We start from the raw sequence: 12,942 nt of genomic DNA, 5'->3' as shown, positions 1-12,942 counted from the left end.
GAAAACCAAAAAACTAGTCGAAACGGCGATTTTTACTAGTCTTCTGGTTCTTTTTGCAATCGAATGCAACGTGTTGATAGTGCCCAGGACAAGAGGAAAAAAGTTTTTTATATCTTTTTGTTAGTTAGTTGCTTATGGAGTTTGCGCTGAATTGAGTAACAACTTGGTAACGCTTTTTATAGGTGTAATATTTAATTAATATTTTTTTGAAAATATTTGTATTCTGTTTTTCATTAATGGGATAGCTTGTTGGATTTAATATTTAGAGCAGCTTGATTTGTTCTGTTGTAAATAGAGTTATATCAAGTTTTTGATAACTTTATCAATCTAGAATAGCTCTTTGATATATTAACTTTTATCAAGTTACATGATACATATATATCATATAGCGTCTACTAAGCCATTTCCATCAAGAAGTCCCTCTCTCTTGATGAGTAAATAGGATAATATATATTTTATTGCTGTACAAAATTTAAAGTTAATTTCTAAAAAATGAAATCCAATTTTGCCGTACAAGTATTTGGTTATTAGTGAGATTTTGGTGAAGATGAGAGTCTAAATGCAATTATCTTCTGCATTAACCAATAAATTATTTATTAAACTTGCTCAATAGATCTTTAAATAAAATATAGAATTATTATAAAATAAGTAATGTATTTTATACATTTAAATGTAACTCCTATTTCTTAAACTAAGAAGAATTTATCTATGTATTTATCCACTAAACAAACCTTTAAACTAGATGAGATAATTAAAAGTTTTGAAGTTGGTTATAGATCCTTTATTGTTAATAAGTTAAAAATAAACTTCCCTACTTTTGGAGAATTTTATGATGCATTAATGGAGGCAAACTCAAAATTTGAAAAAACATCCATTTTGCATACCCATAAAATGAAAAACAAGCTAAAAAGTCATATTAAAAAAGCTCGTGATCATTATAACACTATAAATCTTTGCGAAAATTCCCTTAAAACACATAGTTATGATAATAATGTTCCGTATGTAAGTGAGTTACTCGATTATATTACCATATTTTTTAATATATCCTTTCATAACACTGGGATTTTAAATCATTTCTCTTCTACTGAAGAATTTCTCTATCACTCAAAAATATACCATAGTATAAGAAATGTTTTATCTCATCCTGCTTCAAATAGAGTAACAATTCAAGACGCTAAGTTTACAACTATATTTGTAACAAAGTTAATTCGTAGCCTAAGTGGTATGTATTTTTGGTATGTTCAATCTTCAACCATTCAAAGTAAAATTGAAGAATTCCTAAATCAAATAAACAACACGAATGTTAAAATACACAATTTAAATGAGGTAGGGTATTCTCACCCTAAAATTGTTTGTAGAGAAAATGAATTGAATAAACTAAATACAGCTATACTAGGTAAAGGTGAATTTTATAGAACAGCTGGCTCTTTTGCTATTTATGGATATGGAGGTGTTGGAAAAACAGCTCTAGTTTTAGAATTCATTTATCGGCTATTGAAAAAAATTGATGACTCAGAAGGAAAATTACTTTTTGACTTCATTTTATTCTTCTCTAGTAAAGATGAACTATTAAAAGTATCTAAAGTTTCGGGTGAATTTCAGTTAGCTGAAATCAATAAGCAAATTGATTCTTTTTCTGACTTTCAACAAAAATTATATAAAAAACTGGCTATTTCTAATATTGAAGAAGTTGGTGGAAAATATAATAGAGGACTAATTGTTATTGATAATCTAGAAAATTTATCTGAGCAGGATAAAGAAAGTATTTTTCAGTTAATAAAAAGAACTCCACTTAATACCCAATACTTAATTACATCTAGAAATGAAGAACCATCTGATGATGACCTCAATTTAAAAGAGTTCAGAAAATTAAATGATGGGAAAAAATTTATTGAGCAATATATAGATCAAAATGACTTAGATGTAATATTGTCTGATGATGAAATTAACGGACTTTTAGCAGTTTCCAAAGGAAACACTCTTATTTTAGTTCTATCCTTGTTAATTATCAAATCAGGAAAAAGCAGTATAGATAAGATAATAAGTGAACTCCAATTTATCGAATCGAAAAATATTGAAATTATTGCCGATTTTATGTATAAAAATACTTTCGAGAAGGCTTTAGAGGAGTTGGAAAAGGAAGGGTACTCTCCTAGAAACTTAGTTAAAGTTATTTCTTTATATGATGAACCTGTTGATTTATATTCTGCTAGTAAACTTGCAAAAATGAGTATTACTGATGCTGAATACATTTGTCGGAAATTAATCTCAAAATTAGTTTTAGATAAAAGAAATGAACAATATACTATTAATGAATTTGCTAATAGTTTTATTTTAATAAAATTACTTCCAGACAAAATTGAACTAGGTAAAGAGAAATCAAGAATAAGGGAACATAAAAAAAGAATAAAAGAACAGCTAGAAAATCTATCCCTAAAACGAAAGAAAAATAAAAAGCTAGCAGATATTATGGATGATTGGACCCCTAGAAACTATATTGATAAAGTAGCTATAGCAGAAGTCTTTGGGTTATTTGATAAAGCCAAAATTATTGTTAAAAATAACAACAAAGATGAAGCAAAGAAAATTATTCAAATATTTAATGAAAATGAAAAAATGACAAATCACCCATATATAAAATTCACAAAAGCACGAGTTTTTTCATTATTATTACCCCTGTGGTTTGGCAAAGAAAAAGAAAGGAAGAAAAAAGAAACAGTTAGATATTTTGAAGATGCTATTCAATCTATTGAGTTTTCTTATCTATATATGAGAAATACAAAATCTCACGGTGCTGTGTTATGGATTTTTGGAACTTATATAAAAGTAAGTATTCCAGAAGAGATTCAAAGATCTACTAATTTTTTAGAACAAGCTAGAGATATTTTTAAGAATTTGCCGAATGCAGAAAAAAACTATCTATCAGTAATAGGAACTTTAGTATTCAACTACTCTGAATTACTAAATAAAACAAAAGATAGAGCTTATAGGCATAAAATTAAATTTCATCATAAAATCATGGCAAATAATAAAAGTAAAATTATAAGATTAGGGTATAATTATGAGAGATATATTAAAAGGTATAATAAGTTGAAAATTTAAAAAATTGTAAAAACAATTAGTGATCAAAGTTAGGTGAGGCAATAAGCTGCATCAATTTTACCTTATATATATAATATCTTTTTACGATGTACAATTCAAAAACTATTTTAAAGTTCTCCTGGTAAACAGCTGCGGAGATTAGCAAAGTTCGATAAGATCAGCACTTCAAAATAAAAACAAAAGAATAAATCAAAAATAAGTGTACAATTCTAAACAATAGATTGAACAATCAAATTAGCATAGCCCTCTATTCTTTGTGCCCGATCCAAGCCATTGACCACCCTACGAGCAGTATAAAAATCTACCTTAGAGCTGTTGATGTAATTCTTTAAAGGCTTACGAGTGAAAGCCCCTAGTAACATGCCTTGCACTAAAATACGAGCGGCATAAGAAGGTTTTAAAACCAAAGCAGGATTGGCAACAAAATCCACCCCTAAGAGCTGAGACATCTTAGCATAGTTGCGCTGGTGGGTGAGTTGGACAAAACCACGCCCATAATAACCCGTATACCAATAGGCATTCTGACGATTGTAAACATCGGTTTGAGAAGGTGAAGCTCTGCGCTCCTCAATGGGTCTAAAGTTACTTTCGTGTCGGGTGGTGGCTAGAATATAAATGAGCTTATTAAAATCCTTGTCGCCGTATTGCTCAAAGGTTTGTACAATAATACGAATCGAATCCTTTTGAGTAGTATCTAAGTTTCCAAAGGCTTGCTCGCAAGCTTGTATAATTCGTTCTCTCTGGAGCTTTAGCAAAAAAGCTCGAATGAGAAGAATCGCAGCAATCAGCCCCACTGCTCCTCCAAGATATAGTTTGTGTTGTGGTTTCATGCGAGTTGGTATTGGTTGAGCTGTTGATATAAATTAGTACCAGGGCAAGAAGTTGAGCCGTGGTCTTTATGCCCATAAACGGCTAAAGCTTGAGGAAGCTGATTTCTTAAATGGTGAATGAGTTTTTTTAGACTCTTGAGCTGTTTGGGGCTTGGCTGTTCTAGGTTAAAATTACCACTCAAACAAATGCCTATACTTTTAGTATTTTGCCCTGCGGTATGGTTACTAATATTGGTTAAGGGGTTGCCTTGTATGATGGTTCCATCCTTTTCTATGATGAAGTGATAGGCGATTGCTGCCCAACCTTTAGATAAGACATGATAGCGAGCATAGTCCTCGGCTATTTGACCAATAGAAGCAGAATGATGGACAATAATTTGTGTAATCACATCAAGGGTTCTAGTTGCGTATTGTTTCGTACTAGAACGCATTAAATGATTGCTTTTATCAATAATTTTGATGGATTGACTTTTAAACCAAATAACAAGAAGTAAAAGAAAAAAGCCAAGCCCTCCCCAGCCTAACTTTTGGTTGAATGTGAACTTGGCTTTTTTCATGCTACCTGCTCTTTTTTACTCTTCGATAAACAACGCCATTCTCAAAATCCGATTGATACAAATCGGCTTCGGATCCTTTTACAGAAATAGCGGTAACGACCAATAGCCCCTTTCTAGGGTTCCATTTTTCAAGAACTTTAAGCACAAGGGTTTCATCAGGATAATTCATTTTTCCTTTTGTCTTAAAAACCAAAATTTGCCCTTTTCGAATGGCAGGAACAGCGGAAAACGGAATCTTTTTTAATCTATAACTCATGGTTTGGTATTTAGCGATTATTAGTTGATTTTAGATACGTCTACTTTTTTTCGGGCAAGCACTGTTTTATCTTTATCTACGATAAAAAAGTAAACTTCCTTTTGGACAGGGATAACCTCAAAAGAATAGCCTTTTTGATGTTTGATCCATATAGTACCAAAGGGAATAGTTTCCTTGTACTGGATTCCTCTATAGGACATGTTAAAAGTTATATCAATTGTATTGTCGTTTTTATTTAGTGCTGTTGCCTCAATAGTGGGTTTATTCTGTTTTTGCCACTGGGTGTAAACAAGACCGCCGCCAATGCCGATCACCAAAAGCACAATAAAAAGTTTTGTTTTAGTATTCATGGTTTATTTGCATTTAGGAGCACCTGAATTATACAACCAACGAATCCATAAGACAAGGATTACTAAGGACAATAAAGCCGATGCTCCAATTAGGATAAATCCTAAAATATTAGGGCCTTCTACAGTTGTTTTATTTTCTGGAGTATTCATAATCAATTAATCTATTTTATGTTTTTTTTAGTAGTGCTGTTGCCTTGTTGGTAGAGCCATCGCAGCCCAAAGAGGATAACGATGATAATTAAGAGCGGTTGGAGGACAGCCAGCAACTCAGAGGAGAAGCTCGGCTCCTTGTTCTCTGCTTTGCTAGTAATCCACCAATAGCCCGTTGCTCCAGCGCCAGCGGCTACAATTGGAATTAATAAAGGAATGGGCATACGTTAGTTTTTTTGATTGGCTAGAATCAGTTGCAATTGATGAATGCTCATGGTCTTTTTGTTGGTGAACTTAAACAAGAGCGCTTCTGTTTTAGCACCAAAAATCTGATCAACCACGAGCTTTGCTTCAATAGGAACGGTGCCGTGTTGACTTTGATAGTCGTGCTCTGCATTCAAAAGGCGTTGCAACTCCTGAACGGACAAGCCCCGATCGCCCTTTTTTAGCAGTTGATTTCGATCAATCGTTTCAGATGGTGTATTGGTGCTCACAGGCTGTTTTGTTGGCGTATTGCTGTCTTTGCTCAGTCCCTTGGGCAAAAAGAAGTTCATCCATTGCTCCTTAGTGGCGTAAATCAAGATCACAAGAGCAATTAGTCCTAGCCCAATTAAGGGCTTTTTATATTCTTTGATGCTGCTTTTCATGCTTATTGAGTTTTAACGTCAACATCTCCATTCACCGACAATTCTTTGGCAGAATCAGTGCTATCGGTTACGAGCGTTCTGTCTTTGATGTCGTCCTGTTTAGGAGCTTGTTTTTTTTTATCTAATTCTTTTTCTAGTGCTTTAATTTTGCGGTGGTAATAGAAACTAAGTCCACCAAATAAGAGGACAACAAGGATAAGAGCAGCCCAACGCTTTTTGTGAGGAATGCCTTTTTTAGTTGTTTTTGCGGTTGCTGCAACGGTTATTTCTTCAGCCATGATTTTTTGAGTATAATTTGTTGAATAATAAAAGTGTGTTCTTTGGAGGCTCCTGTTTTTGAGATATTAGACCTTAGATTTTAGATGCTAGATCATTTGATTTTAGTCTAAAATCTAAGGTCTAAAAATGAAATGCTCTAGCATCTAAAACTAGCAGCTCCCAAAGAAAAAAAAAGCGTCTAAGTGATTTGTAAGGCATCCAAACGCTTGATAAATTGTTGGTGCGGATCATCCTGCCACGGTAAGTTCCAACAGGCGACCCAAGCCTCATTTAAGACTTTTCTTAAGGTCTTGCCATACACTTGCAAATAGCCATCGGCAACGGCTCGTATTTGAACATCTTGCAAGGCTAACAATTGAGTTAAGACCTCACAACGTCCCGTTGACCAATTAACGACATAAGCGGTATGTACCTTTTTGACCATAGCAGAAGGATTCCAGTCTATATTCCCTGAATCGGTGCTAACAGTAATGGGTTTGATATTGGGATTGGCATCGCTTGGTTCATCTGTGCTTTTTTTACCAGAGACTCTACCCAGTACAAAAATGACCAATAGAATGACGACAATTCCACCCCCAATCCAAAGATATTTTTCATCAATTTGGGTTTGTTTTATTTTTGCCATGTTATTTAGAATTTATTGATTTAGTTTATCTTTTTTTCCACCACTAGAATCGCCATTGTCCTCAAAAAAATCAATGTCAGGATCTCTACTTGGATCCACAGTAGCACTGTGATCCACGCCCGTTTCAGGATCAATAAAGGTAAAGACCCAACCTTTCTTTTCTTGCAAATAGCGCAAGGCTTCCCATTCGGTGATTTTATCCAAATGGTCGATGGCTTCAACCCATCGTTGAACAAAGGTATAAAGGGTTCCTGCTGGATAAGCAGCCTTGGCACCAACGTCCCAAGCATGTATTTCTATGGTGCCCCCATGATCGACAATCTTAGTTAAATACTGATCTCTGACCCAATGCCCATTCATGCCCTTATAATGATCGAGCTCAGGTCTAAAGCCAAACTCTGACCAAATCTCAAACGGTGTAGGAACAAAGGCATTGGTTGTTCCAACCAATAGATTTAACTCAATCGACTCAATCCACCAAGGCGCTTCTTTATCCCTCAAATGGGTTAAATTTAAGCCCTTATAGCCTCGGTTTAATAAGTTTTGAAGTTCAGAGCGCAAAGACTTTCCAATCGGCTCATAAGTGCCATAAATGGGAAAAGTCAAATGACGAGTAGTAGGACGGCTAACAATGTCCACACCGTTTAATTTCGCCATCATCTGATCAATTGCATGCTGAGCATCGTTGTTAAATCGAATCAAGGCATGCCCAATATTGTATTTGGCTCTAAAAATGTCCATGTATTCTTCTCTCGCTTGTAATCGCTGAGCTTCTGCTCGAATTAAATCCTGAGCTTGAGGAGAATTGTAATACAAAGGATCTTGGTCGGGTGGCGGTGTAGTCCCCCCACTATTTCCAAAGATTGCAGCAATCTGATCGGGGGTTAAGCTTGGCTTATGAGTCGAGGAATCGGTTCGCCCTGGTATTTTCTCAGAGGGAGTCGATTCTTTCTTTTCATCGTCTGCATCCTTCTTTGGACGTACCCAAAAATAGATGCCGATTCCGCCCCCAATAAGCAGGACAAACAAAAGAACAATTAAGCGGCTCGAAGGGCCTTTCTTAAGCTTTGGGGCTACTGCTGTTGTTTCCATTTTTTGTGGTATAAATGATTAAACCAATTAACAACAAAACGACTACGACACCACCACCAATTAACAAAGGACTAGCGGGATTTTTAGGGTTTGTATTGTTGTTGTTTCCTGTATTTGTAGAAGGAGTAGAACTGGAAGCACCGCCGCCATTGGCAACATTGCCAACGGAATCAATCACGTTAGCACCGCCATTAAATAATAACCCCAAACTAGCAAAAATCTTATCTACGGTTACTTTATTATCCTTGTCAGCTTCTGTATTGTTGTTATTGTTGGAATCATCGGGAGGGCTGGAATTTCCAGCTCCATTGCTAGAAGTGGAATCGTCAGGAGGACTAGAATCCCCTAATGTTTGAACCTTCCATTGGCTATCTGTTAAGCTCATTGTTTTAGATTTAGTGGCGAATGAATCAATGTTTTCTTTGGTGGTTAAATACGCCGTGTATTAACCCTTGGGCAATTTGGCGGTTTTAATAGAATGATAAGCCATTGCCAAAAACAAGATAAATAAAGAACCCATCAGCCCCAATCTTGCTACATCGTAATAGGTACAGATTTTACAACTAATCGCATCGGTTGGCGTGCTAGGCGTTGTTGGTGCATTGTCTTCTTGGGTGGTAGTGGGTTTATCAGTTGTGGTTGCCGTGGTACTTGCATCGGTTGGAGCGGTATCACTTGGCGTTGCTGTGGTGGTCGTTGTGGTGGTGGTGCTCGCATCAGGTACAGGCGTATTCGGGTTGGTATCCGTAGGAGCCATAGCGTTGGCATTGTCTGTACTTAGATTAGGAGCGGTTTGAATTTCGAATTGACTATTTTTCACGATCTATTTAGTTTTAATGCGATTAAATATATGATTAAGAGAAACAAGCCTAAGCCAATAGAAGCTCCCACGCCAATAATCAATCGGCGTTCACGGTCTTGCATCACATCTTTTTCCTGTTCTCGTTTCTTGCTCTCTTGCGCTTGCATCACCCCAATCATCATTGCGGCGACCTCTTTGCTGCTCATTCCATGGTTTCCAATATTAATATCGGATAGGATGTCGCCTATTTCTATATCCTCAAAACTAAAGCCTTCTGCTGCTGCTGCCATCTTTTATTGGTTTAGGGTTGGGAAAAACGCCAATACGGAATCGTATTGGCGCTCTGCTTGTTATTGTGCTTTAGCGGTGTTCTTCTAGCGAATCGGCGTAAAGGCAGTATATAAGGTGATGGTCAGCTCTTCACCCACAGGAACAGTAAACTCAATAAAGTTCATGCCGTCCAAGACTAGGCTAAGTCCTTTTTCTGTCAGATAATTGCTGTCCATGGTGCGGATCTCTGTGTTTTCATCGTTAGAAGAAGATTTTGGATAATGCAAACGCTTATCGTTGATGACCTCTCCAACATGAGAATAGGTTTTAAACCTTGGGCTATATGAATAAACATTATCATTACTGGCAAGGAAACGAGCGCCTGTAATTTGCAACAAACCATGATTGGCTAGGCGACCAATTACATTTAAGGTGTTGTCTTTAAAGGTACCGCCAATGACAGGGCTACCTTTGACCACCTGTGCTCCATCAAAGATTTCCAAACCAAGATCCGACATGCCCAAACAAACTTTGGCTTCAGCATCGGTAGCCGTTTCGATAATGACTTCAATTTGGCTGTACTCCACCTTGTCGCTGTTTTCTTTGTTGCTTGCTCTAGGCGTAATGGCTTTTACCTTGTAGCAATCGCCCATGGACATGCTCTTGTCAATGATAGCGGTTCCTTTTTGCACGGCTTGTTCTACGACAGCAGCTAATTTGTATTGAGGTTGGTTTTCTACAGGCTCAAAAGAACGCTCTCCATTGATTTCTACCCATGGAGAAGGTAAATAATACTGGTTGCCTACAGGAAAAAATACTCTAACTTTCATAAGAGAAGGAATTTTGTTGGTTTGAATGATAAGGTTGTTAATAAAATGTAAGTATAGGATAAACCTCTACTTAGGAAGCTTGGAACTTTCGTTTAAGAAAGCGGTAAAATTGCTGTATCTTACGATAAACAGCGGTAAAAAAACGGCAAATTCTAGGCTGATTGACAATGAATAAAAAGACAATGCTAATCAACATAAAGAGGCATTTAAAAACATCTAAAATCACTAAGATTTCTTGTTGATGTTCGACCAGTTGGTAAAGCCTTAACAGTTCGTTGGCTTGTCGTTCGATACCGTTTTTGTGCAAGGCTAAGAGCAAACTATCCATGCCATCGCTCAAATTATAGATTCCAACGTTAAACAATCCAACCAACCAAGTAAAAAGGGCTTTGCTTATTTCTTTCATCCGTTTGTTTTTAGCACACGATGATAAATAACCATTAAGAGTAGCACTCCTGTTAGGGTCATACCCAAACTCAAAGGATCTACAAAAAATCGGATTCTTACATCGTGCTCAGATTCATCAGGTAATAAATTGATTTTGTCCATTAATGTCAATGGTTTTTGGTTTAGTGGTACATTCTAAAAGTGTTTTAAGGTTTAGCTTTCTTTCTTGTTTTTTGTTATTTTCGTCTACACAAAGATGCAGCAAAAAAGGCTGGAAATCCCAATTTTAAAGCCGCTTTGAGGGCATTTAGTGGCGTACTTTTTAGTATTTTTGAATTGTTTTTTGAATGCTAGAAAAGGGTGCTAAATCAGGTGTTTATTGAAGCCTAGCAGGTGGGCTAAAAAAAATTACGCACAAAATTACGCCTTTTCTTCTTTTTAGCTCCTTTTGGGGGGAATTGGACGAATTTAACTCCCAAATTAACCGAATGAATGTTCTGCAATAGATCGTAATCATAGCCCAGTGCCCAGCCTTTTGCGCTAACAAATTGCAGTCCCAAACGAACACTATTAAAGGAATTAATACTAGTGCCCACGCTACCCGTTAGCAGCAAAGAGCTAACAGGAAGGGGAACAGGTTTTGTAATTTCTACGGTTTTAGTGATCTGTTTGGGAATCTTAAGCCGATAATCCAAACTATTTTTAAGCAACTCTCCATTTACAATAGAACTATAATAAAGCGTTAGATTTTCATCTTCTAAGCTGTCCTGATAAACATGAGCTGGACGATGTTTACTGGTATCAATTAGCGCTTTATGAACAATATTTTTAGTACTATCTATATAAATAATCATTGGCTTAGGAATGCTTTGCCTAGGCAGTTGCACAATAACAGGTGGTGGCAAAATGGTATCCATTTTAACCAAAGTATCAACCCTATAAATGGGCTGCTCATTCTTGGTTCCTTGTCGGCATTCCTGCAAAAAAAGGCTATAACCAATCAGTAATAAAAGGGCTATAAATTGAACATTATCTTTATTAAATTTCATAGGCTAAGCGACTAAATCTCCGTGTTCTAAAATATTTTGAATCAAATCAACGATATACCCAGCTATCCTATCCCTGCCTTTTTGTGTCAACAAATAGGTTTTGCATTCCTGCTCGTTGTCCATAAAGAAATTCTCCAGGAGAATGGCAGGCATGAAGGAGTAACGCAAGACATAAAAATTCCTGCGTTTGATGCCTCGATGCTTGCTTTCTGGAAAATGCTGTGAGAATAGATCCCTAGCCCAAGTGGCATAGTATAGGCTCTTTTGACTAGACTGTTTGGCAATAAAGACCCCAGCTCCGCTTCCTCCTCCTGCATCCGCATGGATAGAAATCAAAAAGGTTTTGCCCTTGTATTGTTGGTGGATGGCATTGGCTCGCCGAATACGTTCCTTGAGGGAAATGTCCTTGTTTTCAGGCACCAAATCGTAATAAGGAATTCCTTTAGCGGTCAACAGCTCAGCGACCCTTGCTTTGATGGCACGGTTAAATTCACCCTCATAAATAGTGGTGCCGTCCTTAAATTGGTATTGCTTGCCCAAGGTTTGATAATTGCCTCCAATCATTCCCCCGTGCCCATTGTCTAAAATAACCATCATTTTGAATTGGTTTTAGGTTGGTTTTCAGAATCGCTTTTGTGTTCGCCTTGGCTAAACCTACTTTGCGTTTGATAGGCCACCAAAATGCGTTGATGTTGATGTTTTCGGTAAAATTGATACTTGATCAAGGTCTTCGCTTGATGGTTGTTTTTTGGCTTAAATTTACCTTTTAAAGCCTGCTCAATACTGCCTTTTTTGAGATTGGACAGAATGACTTCAAAGGTGCAACGTTCAAAGGATAAGTGGGACAATACGCCGCCTTTTTGGTAGAGCCTAGAAATACCCTTGTAGATATTTTTAGACGCACCAATGTAAATTACTTGATCGTTAAAACGAATGAGATAAATGCCTTTTACGGAGCGGTATCGCCCCAATTGCTTTTTAGGGAATGGAGGTTGAACGGTCAAAATAGCTTCTTGACGGTTCATAATAAACTTTTTTTATGCTTTAAATTGTTTTCATTAGATCACTTTGTTTTTAGATCGCTTTGCTGTTTTTAGATCACTTCGTTTTTAGATCGCTTTGCTGTTAGATCATAGATATTAGACTGTAGTTTATTGGGAGTCTAATATCTATGATCTAACATCTAATATCTAATATCCAAACACCCAAGAAGCTTAAGCAAGCCCTAATCTTTATCTAAAACGAAAGAATGCTAAACCAATTCATTTATATTTTAATATTAGCAAAAAAATGATCTATATCAATACGTTTTAGCTTTTTTTCAAGTTGTTGAAAGTATTCTAATTGATAATTTTTATCATAACGTACCAAAATAGCTCCTCCGTGTTCTAAACTTTGAGCGACCTGAGCACTAATGGTTTGATGCCCCACTTTGGCTAAGACTGCTTTTTTAGCGATTTCAGGCAAGCGCCCCAATTGATGTTCAAACAAACCGCTGATTTCTTCGCCTGCGTCAAAATCGTACAACAATTTCTTTTGAGGGGTGAAAATCTGCCCAATCGCTTGTCCCTTTTTAGCGGATAATTTTAAGACCAATTCAAAGGGATTTAATTGCTTACTGTCCGCAATAGAAGTCAAGAGCTGTTCAATGACCTTTTCTAAATCTTTCTTTAATTGTGGTTTTTGCTGTTCTAATAATAATTCTAATAGCATTGA

21 protein-coding genes are annotated in these 12,942 nt (G+C 36.4%); 1 reads left to right on the top strand and 20 read right to left on the bottom strand.

All coding sequences use genetic code 11. From position 1 onward, the window contains the following. Positions 1 to 708: 708 nt before the first annotated feature. Positions 709 to 3,102 (top strand): ATP-binding protein, encoded by a 2,394-nt coding sequence (locus AsAng_RS14140; protein WP_264793434.1) that lies wholly within the window; start codon positions 709 to 711, stop codon positions 3,100 to 3,102. A 209-nt stretch (positions 3,103 to 3,311) separates the two neighbouring features. Here AsAng_RS14140 and AsAng_RS14135 read toward each other — a convergent pair whose 3' ends face one another. The 20 genes from AsAng_RS14135 to AsAng_RS14040 all read right to left on the bottom strand — a co-directional run bounded on the left by AsAng_RS14135 (position 3,312) and on the right by AsAng_RS14040 (position 12,939). Next, positions 3,312 to 3,932: a glycoside hydrolase family 19 protein gene (locus AsAng_RS14135; RefSeq protein WP_264793433.1), complete on the bottom strand. Its 621-nt coding sequence runs from the start codon at positions 3,930 to 3,932 to the stop codon at positions 3,312 to 3,314. Next, positions 3,929 to 4,489, bottom strand: coding sequence for a peptidoglycan recognition protein family protein (locus tag AsAng_RS14130; protein ID WP_264793432.1), 561 nt, complete (start codon positions 4,487 to 4,489; stop codon positions 3,929 to 3,931). The genes AsAng_RS14135 and AsAng_RS14130 overlap by 4 nt, the downstream gene beginning before the upstream one ends. Before the next feature lies 1 nt (position 4,490). Further along, entirely contained in the window at positions 4,491 to 4,745 is a 255-nt protein-coding gene (locus tag AsAng_RS14125) for a hypothetical protein (RefSeq protein ID WP_264793431.1), read from the bottom strand. A gap of 20 nt (positions 4,746 to 4,765) precedes the next feature. Beyond that, positions 4,766 to 5,095 (bottom strand): hypothetical protein, encoded by a 330-nt coding sequence (locus tag AsAng_RS14120; protein ID WP_264793430.1) that lies wholly within the window; start codon positions 5,093 to 5,095, stop codon positions 4,766 to 4,768. Between the two features lie 3 nt (positions 5,096 to 5,098). Next, complete coding sequence (locus tag AsAng_RS14115; RefSeq protein ID WP_264791859.1) at positions 5,099 to 5,245, bottom strand: hypothetical protein; 147 nt, start codon at positions 5,243 to 5,245, stop codon at positions 5,099 to 5,101. Positions 5,246 to 5,256: 11 nt separating this feature from the next. Further along, positions 5,257 to 5,469 (bottom strand): hypothetical protein, encoded by a 213-nt coding sequence (locus tag AsAng_RS14110; RefSeq protein WP_264793429.1) that lies wholly within the window; start codon positions 5,467 to 5,469, stop codon positions 5,257 to 5,259. 3 nt (positions 5,470 to 5,472) lie between these two features. After that, on the bottom strand, positions 5,473 to 5,892 hold the full coding sequence (locus AsAng_RS14105) for a peptidoglycan-binding domain-containing protein (protein WP_264792127.1): 420 nt from the start codon (positions 5,890 to 5,892) through the stop codon (positions 5,473 to 5,475). Positions 5,893 to 5,894: 2 nt separating this feature from the next. Beyond that, a complete protein-coding gene (locus AsAng_RS14100) occupies positions 5,895 to 6,170 on the bottom strand; it encodes a hypothetical protein (protein ID WP_264791862.1) in 276 nt (91 codons plus the stop codon). A gap of 179 nt (positions 6,171 to 6,349) precedes the next feature. Continuing rightward, positions 6,350 to 6,796: a hypothetical protein gene (locus AsAng_RS14095; protein WP_264791863.1), complete on the bottom strand. Its 447-nt coding sequence runs from the start codon at positions 6,794 to 6,796 to the stop codon at positions 6,350 to 6,352. Between the two features lie 12 nt (positions 6,797 to 6,808). Continuing rightward, positions 6,809 to 7,888: a hypothetical protein gene (locus AsAng_RS14090; protein WP_264793428.1), complete on the bottom strand. Its 1,080-nt coding sequence runs from the start codon at positions 7,886 to 7,888 to the stop codon at positions 6,809 to 6,811. Continuing rightward, positions 7,857 to 8,273: a hypothetical protein gene (locus tag AsAng_RS14085; protein ID WP_264792159.1), complete on the bottom strand. Its 417-nt coding sequence runs from the start codon at positions 8,271 to 8,273 to the stop codon at positions 7,857 to 7,859. The genes AsAng_RS14090 and AsAng_RS14085 overlap by 32 nt, the downstream gene beginning before the upstream one ends. A gap of 60 nt (positions 8,274 to 8,333) precedes the next feature. Beyond that, positions 8,334 to 8,708, bottom strand: a complete 375-nt coding sequence (locus tag AsAng_RS14080; RefSeq protein WP_264793427.1) for a hypothetical protein — start codon at positions 8,706 to 8,708, stop codon at positions 8,334 to 8,336. Then, positions 8,705 to 8,980, bottom strand: coding sequence for a hypothetical protein (locus AsAng_RS14075; protein ID WP_264791867.1), 276 nt, complete (start codon positions 8,978 to 8,980; stop codon positions 8,705 to 8,707). Before AsAng_RS14075 ends, AsAng_RS14080 begins: the two co-directional genes overlap by 4 nt. Before the next feature lie 84 nt (positions 8,981 to 9,064). Continuing rightward, positions 9,065 to 9,790, bottom strand: coding sequence for a hypothetical protein (locus tag AsAng_RS14070; protein WP_264792122.1), 726 nt, complete (start codon positions 9,788 to 9,790; stop codon positions 9,065 to 9,067). Positions 9,791 to 9,860: 70 nt separating this feature from the next. Next, the gene (locus AsAng_RS14065; RefSeq protein ID WP_264793426.1) at positions 9,861 to 10,196 is read right to left on the bottom strand and encodes a hypothetical protein; all 336 of its coding nucleotides are present in this window, start codon (positions 10,194 to 10,196) and stop codon (positions 9,861 to 9,863) included. Beyond that, positions 10,193 to 10,339, bottom strand: coding sequence for a hypothetical protein (locus AsAng_RS14060; protein WP_264792156.1), 147 nt, complete (start codon positions 10,337 to 10,339; stop codon positions 10,193 to 10,195). The genes AsAng_RS14065 and AsAng_RS14060 overlap by 4 nt, the downstream gene beginning before the upstream one ends. Before the next feature lie 236 nt (positions 10,340 to 10,575). After that, positions 10,576 to 11,226 (bottom strand): hypothetical protein, encoded by a 651-nt coding sequence (locus tag AsAng_RS14055; protein ID WP_264793425.1) that lies wholly within the window; start codon positions 11,224 to 11,226, stop codon positions 10,576 to 10,578. Between the two features lie 3 nt (positions 11,227 to 11,229). After that, positions 11,230 to 11,823 (bottom strand): N-acetylmuramoyl-L-alanine amidase, encoded by a 594-nt coding sequence (locus tag AsAng_RS14050; RefSeq protein ID WP_264793424.1) that lies wholly within the window; start codon positions 11,821 to 11,823, stop codon positions 11,230 to 11,232. Further along, positions 11,820 to 12,251, bottom strand: coding sequence for a hypothetical protein (locus AsAng_RS14045; protein WP_264791873.1), 432 nt, complete (start codon positions 12,249 to 12,251; stop codon positions 11,820 to 11,822). Before AsAng_RS14045 ends, AsAng_RS14050 begins: the two co-directional genes overlap by 4 nt. 241 nt (positions 12,252 to 12,492) lie before the next feature. Further along, positions 12,493 to 12,939: a hypothetical protein gene (locus tag AsAng_RS14040; protein WP_264793423.1), complete on the bottom strand. Its 447-nt coding sequence runs from the start codon at positions 12,937 to 12,939 to the stop codon at positions 12,493 to 12,495. Between the last annotated feature and the right edge of the window lie 3 nt (positions 12,940 to 12,942).

The sequence above is a fragment of the Aureispira anguillae genome (genome assembly GCF_026000115.1).
Classification (GTDB): Bacteria; Bacteroidota; Bacteroidia; order Chitinophagales; family Saprospiraceae; genus Aureispira; species Aureispira anguillae.
Note: the sequence above shows the minus strand (reverse complement) of the source record. Positions and strands in the feature narration are given on the sequence as shown.

What these genes read in the sequence shown, in the direction of transcription:
- AsAng_RS14140 (WP_264793434.1), top strand. Translation starts at nt 709, where the DNA reads ATGTATTTATCCACTAAACAAACCTTTAAACTAGATGAGATAATTAAA.
- AsAng_RS14135 (WP_264793433.1), bottom strand. Translation starts at nt 3,932, where the DNA reads ATGAAACCACAACACAAACTATATCTTGGAGGAGCAGTGGGGCTGATT.
- AsAng_RS14130 (WP_264793432.1), bottom strand. Translation starts at nt 4,489, where the DNA reads ATGAAAAAAGCCAAGTTCACATTCAACCAAAAGTTAGGCTGGGGAGGG.
- AsAng_RS14125 (WP_264793431.1), bottom strand. Translation starts at nt 4,745, where the DNA reads ATGAGTTATAGATTAAAAAAGATTCCGTTTTCCGCTGTTCCTGCCATT.
- AsAng_RS14120 (WP_264793430.1), bottom strand. Translation starts at nt 5,095, where the DNA reads ATGAATACTAAAACAAAACTTTTTATTGTGCTTTTGGTGATCGGCATT.
- AsAng_RS14115 (WP_264791859.1), bottom strand. Translation starts at nt 5,245, where the DNA reads ATGAATACTCCAGAAAATAAAACAACTGTAGAAGGCCCTAATATTTTA.
- AsAng_RS14110 (WP_264793429.1), bottom strand. Translation starts at nt 5,469, where the DNA reads ATGCCCATTCCTTTATTAATTCCAATTGTAGCCGCTGGCGCTGGAGCA.
- AsAng_RS14105 (WP_264792127.1), bottom strand. Translation starts at nt 5,892, where the DNA reads ATGAAAAGCAGCATCAAAGAATATAAAAAGCCCTTAATTGGGCTAGGA.
- AsAng_RS14100 (WP_264791862.1), bottom strand. Translation starts at nt 6,170, where the DNA reads ATGGCTGAAGAAATAACCGTTGCAGCAACCGCAAAAACAACTAAAAAA.
- AsAng_RS14095 (WP_264791863.1), bottom strand. Translation starts at nt 6,796, where the DNA reads ATGGCAAAAATAAAACAAACCCAAATTGATGAAAAATATCTTTGGATT.
- AsAng_RS14090 (WP_264793428.1), bottom strand. Translation starts at nt 7,888, where the DNA reads ATGGAAACAACAGCAGTAGCCCCAAAGCTTAAGAAAGGCCCTTCGAGC.
- AsAng_RS14085 (WP_264792159.1), bottom strand. Translation starts at nt 8,273, where the DNA reads ATGAGCTTAACAGATAGCCAATGGAAGGTTCAAACATTAGGGGATTCT.
- AsAng_RS14075 (WP_264791867.1), bottom strand. Translation starts at nt 8,980, where the DNA reads ATGGCAGCAGCAGCAGAAGGCTTTAGTTTTGAGGATATAGAAATAGGC.
- AsAng_RS14070 (WP_264792122.1), bottom strand. Translation starts at nt 9,790, where the DNA reads ATGAAAGTTAGAGTATTTTTTCCTGTAGGCAACCAGTATTATTTACCT.
- AsAng_RS14065 (WP_264793426.1), bottom strand. Translation starts at nt 10,196, where the DNA reads ATGAAAGAAATAAGCAAAGCCCTTTTTACTTGGTTGGTTGGATTGTTT.
- AsAng_RS14060 (WP_264792156.1), bottom strand. Translation starts at nt 10,339, where the DNA reads ATGGACAAAATCAATTTATTACCTGATGAATCTGAGCACGATGTAAGA.
- AsAng_RS14055 (WP_264793425.1), bottom strand. Translation starts at nt 11,226, where the DNA reads ATGAAATTTAATAAAGATAATGTTCAATTTATAGCCCTTTTATTACTG.
- AsAng_RS14050 (WP_264793424.1), bottom strand. Translation starts at nt 11,823, where the DNA reads ATGATGGTTATTTTAGACAATGGGCACGGGGGAATGATTGGAGGCAAT.
- AsAng_RS14045 (WP_264791873.1), bottom strand. Translation starts at nt 12,251, where the DNA reads ATGAACCGTCAAGAAGCTATTTTGACCGTTCAACCTCCATTCCCTAAA.
- AsAng_RS14040 (WP_264793423.1), bottom strand. Translation starts at nt 12,939, where the DNA reads ATGCTATTAGAATTATTATTAGAACAGCAAAAACCACAATTAAAGAAA.